This window comes from uncultured Allobaculum sp., from assembly GCF_948576815.1.
GTDB lineage: Bacteria > Bacillota_I > Bacilli_A > Erysipelotrichales > Erysipelotrichaceae > Allobaculum > Allobaculum fili.
The window spans coordinates 13,002-30,036 of record NZ_CAPAEZ010000027.1 but is presented as its reverse complement, the minus strand read 5'-3'; the positions used below and the strand labels follow the sequence as shown (position 1 = coordinate 30,036).

Here is a 17,035-nt window from a genome sequence, read left to right as displayed (position 1 = left end):
GGAACTAACCTGATTTGTAAGTGAGCTTGTGAAGCTTAAGTGAACAGCATTGGTAATTGTGTGTAAAAAAAACGGTACACTTTCCTGCGTGCAAAAATAAAAAAGGTTTGGTTCCGACACAGTGGTAACCCCTTACCCTTTTGTTCGGGCAATCGGTTGTTCGGTCATTACAGGCGAATTGAAAGATTTGCCTACCTATAATCAAAGTGTTGAACAAAGTTTGTGACGAATACGGTAAAAATATCGGATCAGGACTGTATTTGCTGCACACTTAAGGAGGACATTTCATGAAAAACTGGCAGAAATTTGCTGCTGCTGCGCTTGCAGGCTCCATGCTCCTGGCTGGATGCGGCGACGGCGGAGAAACTGCTGATGCTTCCAAAGCTTCTGGCGACGGATCCAAAGGTTCCGTGTATTATCTGAACTTCAAACCAGAAGCAGACAAAGCCTGGCAGGAACTCGCTAAGAAGTATACTGACGAAACGGGTGTAGACGTAAAAGTAGTTACTGCAGCCAGCGGCAACTACGAAACAACCTTGATGTCGGAAATGGGCAAGAGCGGCGCTCCAACGCTGTTCCAGGTCAATGGTCCAGTCGGCCTGAAAAACTGGGAAGACTATGCATACAACCTGTATGACACTCCAGTATTCGATCAGCTGACCAGCGACAGCTACGCTCTGTACATCGGCGACAAAGCAGACAACGATGTAGCTGCGATCGCCTATGCGATTGAATCCTACGGCATTATCGTCAACACTGAACTGCTCGAAAAGGCAGGCCACTCCGTTGACGAAATCACAAGCTTCGAAACTCTGAAAAACGTTGCAGACGATATCCAGTCCCGCAAGGACGAACTCGGATTCTCCGCCTTCTCCTCTGCAGGCATGGACGGATCTTCCGACTGGCGTTTCAAAACGCACCTGGCCAACATGCCGATCTACTTCGAATACAAAGATGACGGCGTAACGGACAAGGACGAACTGAAGGGCACTTATCTCGATAATTACCGCGATATCTTCGATCTGTACATCACAGATTCCACAACCGAAGGAAAAGACCTCGCTTCCAAGACGATGGACGATTCCGAACGTGAATTTCTGAACGGCGAAGCCGTATTCTTCCAGAACGGTTCCTGGGAATACACAAACCTGATTGACGGCGGCATGACTGACGATCAGCTGACGATGATCCCAATTTATATCGGTGCCGGCGACGAAGCCAACCAGGGCCTGTCCACAGGTACGGAAAACTACTGGGTAGTCAACAAGGAAGCTTCCGCTGACGATATCCAGGCTACGCTCGACTTCATGAACTGGCTGGTTACTACTGACGAAGGAACCACATTCATGGCGGACGATCTTGGCCTGACCATCCCGTTCAAGGATGCAAAACCAAGCCCGAACATCTTCGTTCAGGAAGACATTAAGCTGACGGAAGAAGGCAAGACACCAGTATCCTGGAACTTCACAACCATGCCTTCCGAAGAATGGAAGAACACTCTGGGTTCTGCTCTGACCGCTTACGCAGCAGATCCAACCGATGCCAACTGGGAGAAGGTAAAAGAAGCCTTCACTGTTGACTGGAAAAACGAAAAAGAACTTGCCAAATAGCCGCTGATCCGGATTGGCGATTCAGCAGTGCCTGAAGACCTCTTGCACAGGCTTCAGGAAAATCCAGGTGCCTGCTGATCCGGGCACCTGAGCAGCGCAGCCGGAAAACCTGTTTTTACCGTCTGCGCTGTTTTTGCTTTCTGTTCACCCTGTTCAAAAAGAGCAGCGTGCTTCAGAAAATAAAATTATTGAAATACCCGCTTCTCTCTGGCCTGTTTCGCTCGAAACGGGACGCAGAAGAAGCTGTGCATAAAACAAAATCAACAAAATTAAAAAGAAACGCTTTGCTTTTCTGTCGGATCCATCCGCTCCCTGAACGCTTCTCATTCTCATTCCGCTTAGCCGGGATAAGGAGAAGGCAGGGAAGGATGGTTTCCGTACAGGAAACGAATTCTGTCCTTTTATGGCAAGCGTTTGAAACGTTTACATAGAGGACTTGCAGTAAAGAATAGGAGCAGCTTATGGAAAAAGCGTTAAAGAAATACGGCTGGATCTTCGTGCTGCCTACCCTGATCGCATTTACGATTGGATTTATCGTCCCCTTCTTTGAAGGTCTCTATCTTTCCTTCTGTAAATTCACGACCGTAGGCAATGCGAAATTCATCGGTTTTGGCAACTACGTCAGCGCCCTGACGGACGCCCAGTTCCTTCGCTCTGCCGGATTTACCATCGCCGTGACGGTGGTCAACATCCTCGCCATCAACATTCTCGCCTTCGCTCTGGCTATGGCACTGACCCAGAAGCTTAAAGGTACGAACTTCTTCCGTACCGTCTTCTTCATGCCAAACCTGATCGGCGGTATCGTTCTTGGCTACATCTGGCAGATTCTGATCAACGGTGTCCTCTCCATCGCGGTTCAGCCTTTGCTGAAACTGAACGGCACAGCCGGCTACTGGGGCATCATCATCCTGATGTGCTGGCAGCAGATCGGCTACATGATGATCATTTACATCGCCGGACTGCAGAACGTCCCCGATGACCTCGTCGAAGCCGCCAGGATTGACGGCGCGACCGACTGGCAGATTCTCTGGAAAGTCAAAATTCCGATGATGATGCCGTCCATTACGATCTGTGTCTTCCTGACACTGACCAACTCGCTGAAACTGTTCGACCAGAACCTGGCTCTGACCAACGGCGATCCAAACCATTTAACCGAAATGCTCGCGCTGAACATTTACAGGACCTTCTACGGCCGTTCCGGCCCGCAGTGGAAAGGTATCGGCCAGGCTAAGTCGGTTATCTTCTCGATTGCTGTTATTCTGATCGGCTTCTGGCAGCTGAAAGCCACAAGAAGCAAGGAGGTACAGGCATGAGTGACGCAAAACGTAAAAGTTCCGCAAAAGAGGTCTGCCTCTTTATTCTCATGGTCGTACTGGCCGTTCTGTGGATTTACCCGGTTTTCATGATTCTCGTCAACTCTCTGAAAGTGGAGAGTGCCATTACGACAAGCAGCGTCTTTGACCTGCCGAACGCCGCGCAGTTTGCGGGCTTCGCCAACTATTCCGAAGCAATCAATTCGCAGGGATTCCTCGTTTCGCTTGGCTATTCCACGCTGATTACCATCACCTCGGTTCTCGCAATTATTATCTGCTGTTCGATGTGTGCCTGGTATATCACCCGCGTTCATACCAAGTTCAACAACTTCCTGTACTACCTGTTCGTATTCTCGATGGTTGTACCGTTTCAGATGGTTATGTTCACCCTTTCGCAGACGGCGGACATGCTCAAACTGAACAACCCGTTCAACATCTGGGTCATCTATCTTGGCTTTGGTGCCGGTCTGGCGGTCTTCATGTTCGCCGGCTTCGTAAAATCCATTCCGGTGGAAATTGAAGAAGCGGCCATGATCGACGGCTGTACCCCGCTCCAGACGTTCTTCAAAGTCGTTATGCCGATTCTGAAACCGACGATGGTTTCCGTTACGATTCTGCAGGCGATGTGGATCTGGAACGACTACCTTCTGCCGACTCTGGTTCTGGATATCACGAAATACAAAACCATCCCGATGCTGATTCAGTACTTCCGCGGAAGCTACGGAAAAGTATCGATGGGTCCGATGATGGCCTCCATCATCATGACGATCATCCCGATTATCATCGTTTACATTCTTGGTCAGAAACACATCATCAAGGGTGTAGCCGCCGGTGCCGTCAAAGGCTAAAGCGACCGTCAAAGATCTCGCCCGTCTTTCCGGCTGGTCTTTAGGCACAGTCTCCCGGGTGCTCAACCGCGCTCCGGGCGTCAGTGAAAAGGCCGTCGCGGATGTAGAAAGAGCGATTGCCGTCAGCGGCTTTGTTCGCAATGACCGGGCTTCGGCCCTGCGCCGCAAGGAAAAATCCGGCGTTCTCATTCTGGTGCACAGCCAGCCGTTCCCGTATTATCAGACGCTCGCTGAGCGTGTGAAAAGCCGGCTGGAAGGCCATAAGGAAATGGAACGCAAGCCCCTGACTCTGATGGAGCTTTCCGCACAGGCAGGGGAAGATGAAATTCTTACGCGCATCGAGCAGACCAGCTGCGAATTGGTCATTGTGATCGGTGCCTCTCGACAGATGCTGATGCATATTCATGGCCGGATTAAAATTCCGGCCATTTATTTCAGCGGGGATCTTTCCTCTCTGGACGCCAGCAGAACCGCCTGCTTCTTTTTGCCGATTACCGAAATCGCCCAGCAGTGCACGGAGCTTCTTTTCGAAAACGGATGCCGCAGGATCGGCATTTTGTACGCCGACCGCGAAAATTCGATCGAAAGCGCGGATTTCATTCTCGGTGTGCAGTACGCCTTCTATTCACGGAATCAGGTCTTTTCCCTGCAAAAGCAGGGCGTCTGCTGCACGTGTTCGAAAAATGCGGGCTATGCCGGCCTGAAAGAACTCGTCTGGCAGATGCCGGATCTGGACGGCCTGCTCGTTTTTGAAGAAAACATGGCGCTTGGCGCGCTTCGCGCCGCGCAGGATCTTGGCTATGTTCCAGGAGAAAAGCTGAAGGTGATCACCCTGGCGCAGAGCGATCTTTGCGACTATGCCTGTCCAAGGCTTAGCGCGGCAAGACGGGATCTGGAGACGGAGGCGGGACAGCTTTCAAAAACGGCATTGAAAATGTTAGGATTTTTCCGGACCGACAGAGACTGCCATATTCCCGTCTCCTGGAGCATGTCCTTTGCGCCAAGCTGTCCAAAGCCGGGCGCAGACGGGATCCCGGTTTTTCCAAATGAAGATTCTGTTCCTCCGGAAAACGCTCAAAAAGACGAATCGAAGACAGACCAGTCTGAGAATGACGAATCTCAGAAAGATCAATCGGAAAAAGAAGAATACGCGGGATCGTGACGAAACGCTTTTGGAAAGGCTCCAGGAAAAGCTTCAGACCTATTGATACAATCCCAGAAATCCCCCTCTGAACGGGGATGGGACAGTCTTTGAAACGGAATGGAATAGAGCTTATACAAGCTTTAGAAAGAGTGAACTATGCGAAAAAATGGAATCCTTCTTCACATTTCCAGTCTTCCTTCTCCTTATGGAATCGGAACGCTGGGCAAAGAAGCCTATGACTTCGTCGATTTCCTGAAACGCAGCGGACAGTCCGTCTGGCAGGTACTCCCCCTGTGCCCGACCGGCTACGGCGATTCTCCCTACGCTTCCTACTCGACGTTTGCGGGCAACCCCTATTTCATCGATCTGGATCTGCTCGCTAAAGACGGCCTGCTCAATGAAGAAGACTACAAATATATCGACTGGGGCGAAAAAGCCGATCAGGTCGATTTTGGAAAGATGTACAACAACCGTTATCCGGTTCTGGCCAAAGCGGTCAATCGCTTCCTGGAAAATCCGGATGCCGAGTATGAGACGTTCTGCAAGAAGAACGCCCACTGGCTCGATGACTACGCGCTGTTCATGGCGTTAAAAGATGCCAACGAAGGCAAGGCGTGGCTCGACTGGGACGAAGAACATCGTCTTTACGATGCGAAAAAGACTGCGAAATGGGCGCAGGAAAACAAGGATCGCATGGACTACTACAAAGTCATGCAGTATCTGTTTTTCAAGCAGTGGGACGCGCTGCGCGCCTATGCGAACGAAAACGGGGTAGAAATTCTCGGCGACCTGCCGATTTATGTCGCGCTCGATTCCGTAGACGCCTGGAGCCATCCGGAACTGTTCCTGCTCGACAAGGACGGCCGTCCAAGCGCCGTTGCCGGCTGCCCGCCTGACGGATTTTCCGCGGACGGCCAGCTCTGGGGCAACCCGCTCTACGACTGGGACTACCATAAGAAAACCGGCTACGACTGGTGGATTCGCCGGATCGATCATCTGACCAAAGTCTTTGATATTCTGCGCATCGACCACTTCCGCGGCTTTGATTCGTTCTATGCCATTCCTTACGGCGCCAAAACTGCCAAGAAAGGCGAATGGCTCAAAGGGCCGGGCATCGATCTGTTCAAGGTCATGGAAAAGAAAATCGGCAAGCGCAACATCGTTGCCGAAGACCTGGGCTTCCTTACAGACTCCGTTAAGGAAATGCTGGCAGAATCCGGTTTCCCGGGCATGAAGATTCTCGAGTTCGCGTTTGATTCCCGCGATGACTCCGGATCGGAATACCTGCCGTACAATTATCCGAAAAACTCCATTGCCTATGCGGGAACGCACGACAATGAAACGATCCAGGGCTGGTTCCATTCGATTTCGCCGGAAGACAAAAAGTACGCCTGTGATTTCATGGATGCCTACAACCCGGATGAATACAACTGGGAAATGATGCGCACCGTCATCGCTTCGCCAAGCGATACCTCCATTCTGCAGGCGCAGGATCTGCTCAACCTTGACTCTTCCGCGCGCATGAACACCCCGGGCAAGCCTTCCGGCAACTGGACCTGGCGTCTGACACCGGGCTGGCTGACTGACGATATCGAAGGCGCCCTGACCTGGCTGACCAAACTGTACGGCCGGGCGCCAAAGCCGAAAAAAGAAGAAGCCGAAACAACGGAAAGCAGCGAAACCTCTGCTGAAGCCGAACAGGCCTTCGCTTAAACCGATCGAAATTCTGTCCATAGCCGAAAAAAAGGATGAAAAATTCTTGGAAAATTCATCTGGAAGGAACGGTAAAAAAGGCAGGAAATTACGGACAGACCGTTTGCGCTGGCTTATCGAAAAAGCGGGATTGGTCAAGAAATAAGCTTTATCGCATTTGATTTTTATCCAAAAAAGATAACTTCCGGACAGCTCCTGCGGGCTTTCGTCCGGAAGTTTTTTAATTTTCAGAAAATTTTCAGCGGTTCGCAGGCACTGTTGTGTTGTCTGAATTTCAAGAACATGAAAGAATAGGATAGATTGAATATGTTCAGCCCAAGAAGGGCATGGAGAAAAGAATGAACGATACAGTTTCGATGATTCTCGGCCTGCTGACTGGCGTAGCTCTCTTTCTGTTTGGAATGAGTTCCATGTCGGACGGCCTGAAGAAGGTTGCCGGTAACAAAATGGAAATGATCCTCTACCGGCTGACGAACTCCCCCCTGAAAGGTTTTCTGCTCGGAACAGCAGTAACCTGCGTGATTCAGTCTTCATCCGCTGCGACCGTGATGGTCATTGGCTTTGTCAATTCCGGAATGATGAAGGTCACACAGGCGATCGGCGTAATCCTTGGCGCCAACATTGGCACCAGTATTACCGGATGGATCGTCTGCATGTCCTTTCTCGACGGAGCCGGATGGGCTTCCTACTTTTCCTCGACAACAATTACCGCCGTCATGGCGATTGCAGGCATGCTCCTGCAGATGTTTTCCAAAAAAGACACGACGAAATCTTTCGGCAACATTCTGCTCGGCTTTGCGGTTCTCATGACCGGCATGAGCATGATGTCCGGTGCGGTTGCGCCTTTGAAAACCGACCCGACGTTCATCAATGCGATGGCCACGCTCAATAACCCCATGATCGCCCTGCTGTTCGGTATCCTGGCTGCTGCGGTTCTGCAGTCGTCCTCGGCTGCCGTCGGCGTTGTGCAGTCGTTAAGCGTTACCGGCGCGCTGACGTTCCAGTCGACGTTCCCGCTCGTAATGGGCATCGGCATCGGCGCGTCCTGTCCTGTACTTCTGGCTGCCGTAGGCGCCAACAAGGACGGTGTCCGAACCTCGCTGGTTTATCTATTGACCGCGGTGCTTTCGACGCTGCTCGCCTCCGTTGTGTACTATCCGCTTGAAGCGGCCGGCATTCTGAACATGGCTTCAGATGTCATGAACCCGTTCTCGATCGCGGCGACGAATACGATTTTCCGCGCGCTGACGATGACGGCGATGCTGCCGTTTGTAAAGCAGATTAAGAAGCTCGTCTTCCTGATCGTGCCGGCAGATCCTGCGGACGAAGAAGATCTCGGCGACTTCGACAAACTGGAAGGCCGTCTTCTCGCCAACCCGGATCTCGCGTACCAGGCCGCCATGGATGTCATGGAAGGCATGGGCCGCAAGGCACGCAAAAACGTGCTGCGTGCAGTAACGCTGATCAATGACTATACGCCCGAGGGCTACCGCAAGGTTTCCGACCTCGAGCAGACACTGAATAAATACGAAGAAAAACTCGGCAAGTATCTTGTTAAACTGACGGCTACCGGCGTTACGTATCGCGAATCGCAGAACATTTCGAAGTCGCTGCAGGCCATTGCGGACTTTGAAGCGATCGGCGACTACGCCCTGTCCATTGCGGACATCACCAAGAGCATGAAGGAAAAGAAACAGAAATTTTCCATGCCCGCGCTCGATGAACTGAACGTCATCGCAGCGGCTGCAGAAGAAGCGGTAACGATTACGGTGGACAACTTCATGTCCAGCAACGTGGATGAGATCAAGCGCGTCTTCGCCCTTTCTCAGCTCGTTTCGCTTTCCGCTTCGCAGATTAAAAAACGCCACATCAGCCGACTGAAAGCCGGCACCTGCTCGATGGAAGCAGGCTTCCTGCAGGCGGACATTATTTCGGATTTCCAGCGCATCGTAGACCATTGCGCGGCGATCGCTCTGGACGTGGTCAAGGAAGCGGAAAAGGACTTCTCGGTACACCGTTACCTGCGTGCCTACACCACCGAAATGCGTCCGGATTATCAGGAAATGCTTCGTCAGTACGAAACAAAGTACTCGATCTAGTTCGCAAAATCGGCGGTACGTTTTGCAAAGTTCCTGTCTTTCTCTGCAGGCAGGATTGCATTTCCAATTCGCTTGAACCGCTCCTATGGCATTTGTTTTCCAAATTTAGAAAAAGCAGAACGCCCGATCTTTCCCTTATTCTGGAACCGGTCGGGCGTTCTTTGTTTTGAGATACGGCAGATCGATGAACGCCTACGGATGCCGATGGATGTGGTGGCAAAGCTGTCTGTTCGCAGGACAGGCGGAATATGCGAGCAATGAGCCGGCTGTATACGGCTGTATGGGCAGAACGTTCAAACTGTCCGCATACAAACCGTCCTGCGCGCTAAGCTGACCTTTGCGTGATGCAAATCCAGAACCTTAAGCTTCATACAGACAAAAAATAAAAGGCCTCTGTTCGCGCAGGAATCGCGCCTTGACAGAGGCCTGTCGTGCAATGGGAAAAGGATCGGGCAGCCGCTTATTTTTGCTTCTTGCTGCGGCGTGCGTTTCGCCATTCTTCTTTCTGCTTGAGGATTTCCTGTTCCTGACGACGGGAAATCATGTACTTTTCCTTTTTGCCGGAAAGTTCATACTGCTTGCCGTAGGCGGGAAGTTCCTTGATGGAAGAATAGGGGATTTCTTCGGTTTTGTAGAAGATGCCCTGGCGATAGAAAACCATACGTCCGGCGTTCCAGCGGGAAACCGCCTTGCCGGCACAGAAAATGGCGATGCCGATAAAGCAGAGCGTTTCGGGCGCGAACTGCGTCGAGCCGGCCAGGGTGGACGCCTGCGTAGCGAAGGAGAGGGAAACGAAGGCCAGAATGATGTCGATCCAGATCCAGCCCTGATCGAATGTGGCCAGAACGGAACCTTCGTGAAGCTTTCGAAACTGCTTCTGTGCTGTCATCGAATCCCGAAGCGACACGACATTTTTGTAAAGGAAATAGACGGCCAGAATGCACAGGGCGAAGCCGAGAAACCAGATTGCGTAAAAGGCCATATGTACAGCTCCTTTCAGAACGCTTGACAACTATTTTACCATTTTCCCTGCTGCTAAATAAACTGTCTGTTCGCGAATAAACTGAAAACGCTTTGAAAAAGGAAGTATCTCTTTTTGATTCGTCTAAAATGCTTTTCAACGGTCGGGTTTGTATCATACAGGCAGGAGGTAATTCAAGACCTATGGACATTGATTTGAACCAAACTCTCGAGAATATTGCAGAGTTCTATTATGGAAAACGTCTGAAAGACTGCACAGACCGCGAACTTTACTACATTCTCCTGGATCTGACAAAAGATCTTTTAAAAGGCGTTGAAGAAATCAAGGGCGATCGCCGTCTTTATTACATTTCAGCAGAGTTCCTCATTGGGAAGCTTCTTTCCAATAACCTTCTTAACCTGGGCCTGTATGCCGAGGTACGGGACATCCTGAAAAAGAATGGAAAATCTCTTGCAGCAGTAGAAGAATACGAACCAGAACCTTCGCTGGGCAACGGCGGTCTCGGCCGTCTGGCTGCGTGCTTCCTGGATTCTATCGCAACCCTCGAACTGCCAGGCGACGGTGTCGGCCTGAATTATCATCTGGGCCTGTTCCACCAGGCTTTTGAAGACTACAAGCAGAAAGAATATCCGGATCCATGGCTGAGCGACAATTCCTGGCTTACGGATACGGGCAAGTACTTCCCGGTACAGTTCGGCGATTTCAGCGTAGATGCGCATCTGTATTCCATTGATGTGTGCGGCTACACGAAAAAGAAAAACCCCCTTATGCTGTTTGATCTCGACACGGTAGACGAAAGCATCGTACAAAGCGGCATCGGCTTTGATAAAGACGATATCCGCAAAAACCTGACACTGTTCCTTTACCCGGATGACAGCGACGACGCAGGCCGTCTGCTTCGCGTTTACCAGCAGTATTTCCTCGTCAGCGCCGGTGCGCAGATGATTATCGAGGACATGAAGGCTGCCGGCTATCCTTTACAGGAAATCTCCAGGCATGCCGTCATTCAGATCAACGATACCCATCCTTCCATGGTTATCCCGGAACTGATCCGTCTGCTCATGGAAAACGGTCTGACGCTCGATGAAGCCATCGAACAGACCGAACAGACCTGCGCCTACACCAACCACACCATTCTGGCGGAAGCGCTGGAAAAATGGCCGATGGGATTCCTCGAACAGGTAGCGCCGCAGCTGCTGCCGATTATCGAAGAACTTGACAAGCGCGCCAAAGAACGTTCGGACAACCCGAAAACTGCGATTATCGACGAAAACGGCGTCGTTCACATGGCAAACATGGATATCCATTTCTCCAAGTCGACCAACGGCGTAGCCAAAATCCACACAGACATTCTGAAAGATACCGAACTTCATGATTTTTATGAACTCTATCCGGAAAAGTTCAACAACAAGACAAACGGCATCACCTTCCGCCGCTGGCTCCAGGCGTGCAACCCGCAGCTGACCGACTGGATTATTTCCAAGATCGGAACCGGCTTTTTGAAAAACGCCGATGAGCTGGCGAAACTTCTCCCGTTTGTGAAACAGCCCCAAGCGCTGAAGCAGCTGGCTGCGATCAAGCAGGAAAAGAAGGAAGAGCTCGCGGTATTCCTCAAAAACCGTCAGGGCATCGAACTCGATACCCATTCCATCTTTGATATTCAGGTAAAGCGTCTCCATGAATACAAGCGCCAGCAGATGAACCTGCTTTCGGCCATTCACCTGTATCAGGAGATCAGGAACGGCTACAAGCCGGAACAGAAAGTCACCATTATTTTCGGTGCCAAGGCCGCCCCGGCTTACATTCTGGCCAAGGATATTATTCATGCCATTCTCGTCTTCTCGCAGATTGTCGACAGCGATCCGGAAGTTTCGAAATATATGCAGGTTGTCATGGTGGAAAACTATGATGTCACCTGTGCCGAAAAACTGATTCCGGCTGCGGATATTTCCGAACAGATTTCGCTGGCTTCCAAGGAAGCGTCCGGTACCAGCAATATGAAATTCATGCTGAACGGCGCGGTAACCCTCGGAACCGATGACGGCGCCAACGTCGAAATTCACGACCTCGTCGGCGACGACAACATCTTCATTTTCGGAACAAAGAGTGAAGACGTCATCGAAAGCTACGCAAAAGGGGACTACCATCCGCAGGCCGTGCTCGAAGCAGAACCTGAGGTCAACGACATTGTGAACTTCCTGGTCGGCGAAGAAATGATGGCTCTGGGCGATCCGGAATGCCTGCATCGTCTGCACCATGACATGACGACTAAGGACTGGTTCATGGCTCTGCGCGATCTGGAAGCCTACATGGCTGAGCGCAAGAAAGCGTATGCGGCTTACGCCGACAAGGATAAATGGTATGCCATGGCCCTCACCAACATCGCAATGGCCGGCTACTTCTCCAGCGACCGCACCATCGAACAGTACAACAAGGATATCTGGAAACTGAAATAAGATATCCCCATCCGGCAATAGAAATCCGAAACAGAAATACGCAGTGCGCAGGGCCGTCGGCTTCTGCGCATTGTTCGTTTTGCCCGTAAACCTTACGATTCTGCTTCAAATTGCAAAAACAGGATTTTTTTACACCCGTAGATCCGGGAAGAGGAAAAATATAGAATCAGCCAGCGACCCGCTTCGCGTCGGGCGTACGCAAAAATGACCGGGGAGTTTCTTTGCGTACCAATCCGGCTGCACGGTTCCTGGACAAAGTTGTCCGCTTTTTATGAAGCGCTCTTTCAGGGCGCGCAGGACTTGTTTTACCCCACTCAGGATTCACCCGAGCATCCGCAAAGGGATCCGAAAACAATTTACGTATTCGAAATACCATCCAAAAATAAAAAGGAGAATGAACGGGCAGATATGAACCGACCTAGAATCAAAATTCCTTCTTTGATTCCCGTAGAAATCGAAGAGGAACCCAGAGAAACCGATTCTGTTTTTGCGCCTGAAACCGCCCTCGAAACAGAATCTGCAGCCCCTGCACAGGCTTCTCTCATCACGACCAATTCCCCGCAAAACGATCATTCGCCCACTAACCTGGAAGCGGGACAGGAAAAGGCTCTGTCCAGTACGGAGTCCCTTTCTCATGCCGAATTAACGGCCGCTATCCCTGAAGATCTGCAGCCGGCATCCGCCGATGCAGACGCGCCCAAAGCGCCGGAAAAGAGCGCGCAGAGCGTGCAGCCTGCCAGTGCGCCACAAGCAGCTAAATCCGAATCTGTCAGCACGGCACAATCGAAAGAATCGAGCGCACCGGCAATGAAAGCCGCAGAAACAAAGCCTTCTTTCCAGCCTGCAGCCCCTGCGCCAAAACAGCCGCTGAAACCGGAACAGGTTCTCGAAAAACTGGTGATCGATCCGATCGTCATGAAGCTCAATCCGCTTGACGATCCAACCGAGATTCCGCCGGCCATTTATGATCTGGCGGTCCAGATTACCGACAACTGGGATCTTCTCGAACCTGTGTTCGATGCGCTTCGCACATCCCTTATCAGCAAGGATTATTCCTTTTCCGTCACTGCAAGAAACGGTGTGGAACGAAAGAAACTGGTGTCCATGCTTTCCGGCATGGCGGGGCTGATGGCCGGCGTAGCCGAAACCGGCAAAAATGGCGTATCCGTTTCCGGACGCCTGATCCCAACACAGCGAGGCATAAAATTTGTGAGCGGAAGTTTCCTTGAAATGGCGTGCTACCAGAAAGTCAGAAAAATCGTGGAACGTCTGGCAGCGCAGGAAAAAGTCAGCTGGGGCGTGTATCCCAACGTCGTTGTAACCGACAAGCAGAATGGACTTGCGGTCAATGAATTCGACATGGTCATTGTCTTCGACGAAGACCTTTACGTTGTTGAGGTGAAGAGCGGCCATCAGTTCTCGGATTATGACAAGTACATGGCCGTCATTAAGAACTACTCTCTGGAAGACCATTTCCTGCTGATCGGAAACAGCCTGACGAAAAACCAGGCGGAGTATGTCCGCTACTTCTGCGGCTATGCGGTCTGCACTTTGCAGCCCAATTTCCTTTACGACACGCTCGCCACGCTTCTCAAAAGCGGTCTGAAAGCCTCCCGGGAAGCGGCAGCACGTGAAGAAGAAGCCAGACAAGCGCGCCAGGCAGAGTTTGAAGCCCAGCGCAAGGCGGCTATCGAGAAATCCAAAGCCGAAAGTGCCATGCGTAAAGCCAAAGCGCAGGAAGCCGCCCGTCTCGAACGGGAACGTCTGGGAAAAGAACGCCAGGAAGCCCAGCGCCGCGAGAAGGAACGTCTCGAACGAGAACGCCAGAAAGCGGAATGCCGTGAGAAAGAGCGCCTGGAAAAGGAACGCCTTGCCTTAGAGCGCATGGAAGAAGATCGTCTGGAAAAAGAGCGTGCCAAAAAGGCGGAAGAAGAAGCCAAAGCGAACAAATCCGCAGCCAAACGGGACGACGCTTCCCAGACCCCTGCCAGTCAGACGGCCAAATCGGCCTCTGAGGCAAGCCAGAACGCGGAAGCAGCCAAACCTGCAGCAGAATCCGCAGACGTGTTGAATCTCACTGTCGCCAAACCGGCACAAACCGCGACTGCCAAATCCGTTTTAAAAACGGCGGAAAAAGAGCCGAAAGCGGAGCCGGTAAAGACACCCAAACCAGCAGAAACTCCAGAAGCTCCTGAAGTCCCAGTAAACCCAGAAACTGGAGCCGAAGAAAAAGCTGAACGGCCGGAACCCGCAAACAGTGAAAAAGCGGAAGAAACCGTCGAAGCTGCTGAGCCATCCAATGCGGAGAATTCCAGCGAACCTGTTATGGAAGCTGAACCCGAAGGCAGCAATACGGCAGAAGAACCGATCAGTCCGACAGAGCTGTCCGCTGAAAAAGAATCTGAATCAGCGGAAACACCAGTCGAAACCCCGACGGATCTCGCTGGAGCGATCGAAAACACTGAACAGGTTCAGGAAGAAATGCCTGCCGCACCGGCCAAAGCACAGACGACGACCGAAACGCAGACAGAAACTCTGACTGTTGAAACGGGAGTGTCGAGTTCTGAAGCAGCGGAAACGCCAGAACCGGAAGCGGAAGAAAAAGCAGAAACGGAAGAAGCTTCTGCGGAAGCTTCCAGGGAAGAATCCGTTTCGACGGTTCCATCCAAAGAAGAAGTCAAAATGATTGCTGACGCTTCCAACGAAGAACGTCCAGCCGCACCTGCCGTATCCAGTGCAGAACCGGCTGAATCTCTCGAAAACCCGGCAAAAGCCGAATCTGCTTCAGAAGACGAACAGACAGTACACCCTTCTGAAGCGTCTGAAACCGCGAAAACGGCAGAAGCATCGGAAGAAGCTGCTGAACCGGCGGTCGTTTCTGAAGAGACGTCCGCAAAGAGCGAAGACAATACGTCCAAGGCTGCGGATGAAAAAGCGGAAGGTCACCATGTCCTGACCGTTCGTCCGAATCATCTGCCGGCACCGGTGATTGCCTTTACGTTTACCGAAACCGAAACTGAGGTTTCTGCCCAGGCGGAAGCCGAAGAAGAAAAATTCGTACAGGACGTACTGAGCAATCCGTCCGAAGAGACGAAGCAGCTGCTCGAAGAGGTCGAAAAAGCCGAAGGCGAAAAGAAAGCCGCTCCAGCGCGCAGGGGACGCAAGCCTAAAGCCGAAAGCACCCAGACTGCAGAAACCGCCGAAACGGAAAAAGCAGCACCGAAACGCCCCCGCACGACGCGCAAAACGAAAGATGCAGCCGCCGAAACGGCGACAAAACCGGCAGCAGAAACCGCAGCGAGCCAAGAAGCCCAGGCTGCGGAAGCAAAGCCAAAGCGCAGAAGAAAAACCGCAGCCGCCAAGGAAGGAACCACGACAGCTGCTGCGGAAAACACTGCTGCATCCGAAAATTCCTCCAGCGGGGAAAAACCGAAACGCAAACGGAGAACCCCCGCAAAGAAAACCGCAGAATCCAGCGAAACGCCGGCCGCTCCAGCTGAAAACAGCGAGGAGAAGCCAAAGCGCAGACCCGGTCGAAAGAAAAAGACCGCAGAGGAATCTGCAGAGCAGGAAGGAGGAAATAGCTAGTGGCGGAGACAACGGTAAATAAAGACAAATCGACGGTGAATAACCCGAAAAAATACGCTAGAAACAATACAGAATTTATTGCGGCTGACAAAATCACCTCCACGACCTTCTTCACCACGGGAGATGAGACGCTCGAGCGTCTCCATCCTGAGGGAAGCCGTACGCGTACGACGCTCGAAGCCGCGAAAGATGTTATGCAGGAAGTGGACTATGTCCTGGTCGAGGAGATCGCCCGCTCCTGCTACCTTACCCCTTTGCAGTGCGCGGAGCTGGTCAGCCTCAGGCTGGCCAACTACTCCCGCAAGGCGATCTTCAATCACCTGACCAAACTCAGCAAGTACCATGTGCTGCAGGAAAAGGCGATTCTTCGCAAGGGAGGAACCAAACTGACCTGCTTCTCGCTCGATCTGTTTGGATCGCAGATTGCCAAGCAGTCCGTCCATATGCACGGCGGGAATGTCTATCTTTCCTATTCCAGACGCCGTGAACTCAACAAGCCGGAAAAGCCGCTGGACATTTTCCGTATCCTCGTCGGCAACCAGATTCTGGTGGGGATGCTCAAAAGCGGCGTCAGCATGAAGCGCTTCGGTGTTCAGGAAGTGTTCGCTTCCGTCAATCCGCAGGACGTAAAAAACGGTGCCATCATGCGTACGCCGGTCAATTTAACCCTCAATGACGGAAGCCGGCTGTTCTTTGAAGTCGTCCGCAATACGGACGAATCGCTCGAACAGCTCTGTGAAAAGGTGAGTCGTTATTATTCGATTCTCGACAGCCAGTGGACGATGCTGGAAAGCCGCAATATGACGGATAAGACCAATATCTATGCCTGCTTGCCGCAGCTGGTAATCTGCACAGAAAGTCCGGCGGATGCCGAACAGGTGTATCAGGCGTTAAAAGAACGCAGTCTGATTCGCAAGGAAGATACGCTTCTGTTTACCGAAGACATTCTCCATCTGAAAAATTCGCTGATTTCCCTGTACGAATTCAAAGAAGACGGCAGCCGTCAATGGTATCGTCTGCCGGGCATGAAACTCTACAAATAAAGCCCGATCAAAACCGAAAAAGAAAAGGACAGAATGTTCTTCTGTCCCATAAAAAATCGAGGAATAGAAAGCCGGCTTAAACGCCCGGCAATCGATCTCGTCTGGTTTTTCCTTTCCGATTTCTGTTTCATTCGCGCGCTCATCCATAAGATAGTGGACGAGCGCGTTTTTTCTTCTGTATCGCTTCTGTATCGTTTAATACAATCTCGCTGGGAAAACCCTCCTGCCCTCAGACGCAA

10 protein-coding genes are annotated in these 17,035 nt (G+C 51.6%); 9 read left to right on the top strand and 1 reads right to left on the bottom strand.

Going from position 1 to position 17,035, the window contains the following annotated elements; genetic code table 11:
- The first annotated feature begins 287 nt into the window (after positions 1-287).
- The 6 genes from Q2J39_RS05395 (at position 288) to Q2J39_RS05370 (ending at position 8,727) form a co-directional block, all read left to right on the top strand.
- The gene (locus tag Q2J39_RS05395; protein ID WP_230266517.1) at positions 288-1,610 is read left to right on the top strand and encodes an ABC transporter substrate-binding protein; all 1,323 of its coding nucleotides are present in this window, start codon (positions 288-290) and stop codon (positions 1,608-1,610) included.
- A gap of 461 nt (positions 1,611-2,071) precedes the next feature.
- The gene (locus Q2J39_RS05390; RefSeq protein ID WP_230266518.1) at positions 2,072-2,923 is read left to right on the top strand and encodes a carbohydrate ABC transporter permease; all 852 of its coding nucleotides are present in this window, start codon (positions 2,072-2,074) and stop codon (positions 2,921-2,923) included.
- Complete coding sequence (locus Q2J39_RS05385; protein ID WP_230266519.1) at positions 2,920-3,771, top strand: carbohydrate ABC transporter permease; 852 nt, start codon at positions 2,920-2,922, stop codon at positions 3,769-3,771. Before Q2J39_RS05390 ends, Q2J39_RS05385 begins: the two co-directional genes overlap by 4 nt.
- Positions 3,755-4,933 (top strand): LacI family DNA-binding transcriptional regulator, encoded by a 1,179-nt coding sequence (locus Q2J39_RS05380; protein WP_230266520.1) that lies wholly within the window; start codon positions 3,755-3,757, stop codon positions 4,931-4,933. Before Q2J39_RS05385 ends, Q2J39_RS05380 begins: the two co-directional genes overlap by 17 nt.
- A 138-nt stretch (positions 4,934-5,071) precedes the next feature.
- Complete coding sequence (malQ, locus tag Q2J39_RS05375) at positions 5,072-6,628, top strand: 4-alpha-glucanotransferase (protein ID WP_230266521.1); 1,557 nt, start codon at positions 5,072-5,074, stop codon at positions 6,626-6,628.
- Between the two features lie 338 nt (positions 6,629-6,966).
- A complete protein-coding gene (locus Q2J39_RS05370) occupies positions 6,967-8,727 on the top strand; it encodes a Na/Pi cotransporter family protein (protein ID WP_230266522.1) in 1,761 nt (586 codons plus the stop codon).
- Positions 8,728-9,187: 460 nt separating this feature from the next.
- On the opposite strand, the gene Q2J39_RS05365 is transcribed toward Q2J39_RS05370, so the two are convergent.
- Positions 9,188-9,709: a hypothetical protein gene (locus Q2J39_RS05365; protein WP_230266523.1), complete on the bottom strand. Its 522-nt coding sequence runs from the start codon at positions 9,707-9,709 to the stop codon at positions 9,188-9,190.
- Positions 9,710-9,891: 182 nt separating this feature from the next.
- On the opposite strand from Q2J39_RS05365, the gene Q2J39_RS05360 reads away from it, so the two are divergent.
- From Q2J39_RS05360 to Q2J39_RS05350, 3 genes are all read left to right on the top strand, one after another.
- The gene (locus tag Q2J39_RS05360; protein ID WP_288339277.1) at positions 9,892-12,165 is read left to right on the top strand and encodes a glycogen/starch/alpha-glucan phosphorylase; all 2,274 of its coding nucleotides are present in this window, start codon (positions 9,892-9,894) and stop codon (positions 12,163-12,165) included.
- Between the two features lie 408 nt (positions 12,166-12,573).
- Positions 12,574-15,753 carry a hypothetical protein gene (locus Q2J39_RS05355; protein WP_288339276.1) on the top strand — a complete coding sequence of 1,060 codons (3,180 nt, stop codon included), beginning with the start codon at positions 12,574-12,576 and terminating at the stop codon, positions 15,751-15,753.
- Positions 15,753-16,796, top strand: coding sequence for a hypothetical protein (locus Q2J39_RS05350; protein ID WP_230266526.1), 1,044 nt, complete (start codon positions 15,753-15,755; stop codon positions 16,794-16,796). The genes Q2J39_RS05355 and Q2J39_RS05350 overlap by 1 nt, the downstream gene beginning before the upstream one ends.
- Positions 16,797-17,035 lie beyond the last annotated feature (239 nt).

Excerpts from the sequence above, each read along its gene's own strand:
- Q2J39_RS05395 (WP_230266517.1), top strand. The coding sequence starts at position 288 with ATGAAAAACTGGCAGAAATTTGCTGCTGCTGCGCTTGCAGGCTCCATG.
- malQ (WP_230266521.1), top strand. The coding sequence starts at position 5,072 with ATGCGAAAAAATGGAATCCTTCTTCACATTTCCAGTCTTCCTTCTCCT.
- Q2J39_RS05365 (WP_230266523.1), bottom strand. The coding sequence starts at position 9,709 with ATGGCCTTTTACGCAATCTGGTTTCTCGGCTTCGCCCTGTGCATTCTG.
- Q2J39_RS05370 (WP_230266522.1), top strand. The coding sequence starts at position 6,967 with ATGAACGATACAGTTTCGATGATTCTCGGCCTGCTGACTGGCGTAGCT.
- Q2J39_RS05390 (WP_230266518.1), top strand. The coding sequence starts at position 2,072 with ATGGAAAAAGCGTTAAAGAAATACGGCTGGATCTTCGTGCTGCCTACC.
- Q2J39_RS05355 (WP_288339276.1), top strand. The coding sequence starts at position 12,574 with ATGAACCGACCTAGAATCAAAATTCCTTCTTTGATTCCCGTAGAAATC.
- Q2J39_RS05385 (WP_230266519.1), top strand. The coding sequence starts at position 2,920 with ATGAGTGACGCAAAACGTAAAAGTTCCGCAAAAGAGGTCTGCCTCTTT.
- Q2J39_RS05360 (WP_288339277.1), top strand. The coding sequence starts at position 9,892 with ATGGACATTGATTTGAACCAAACTCTCGAGAATATTGCAGAGTTCTAT.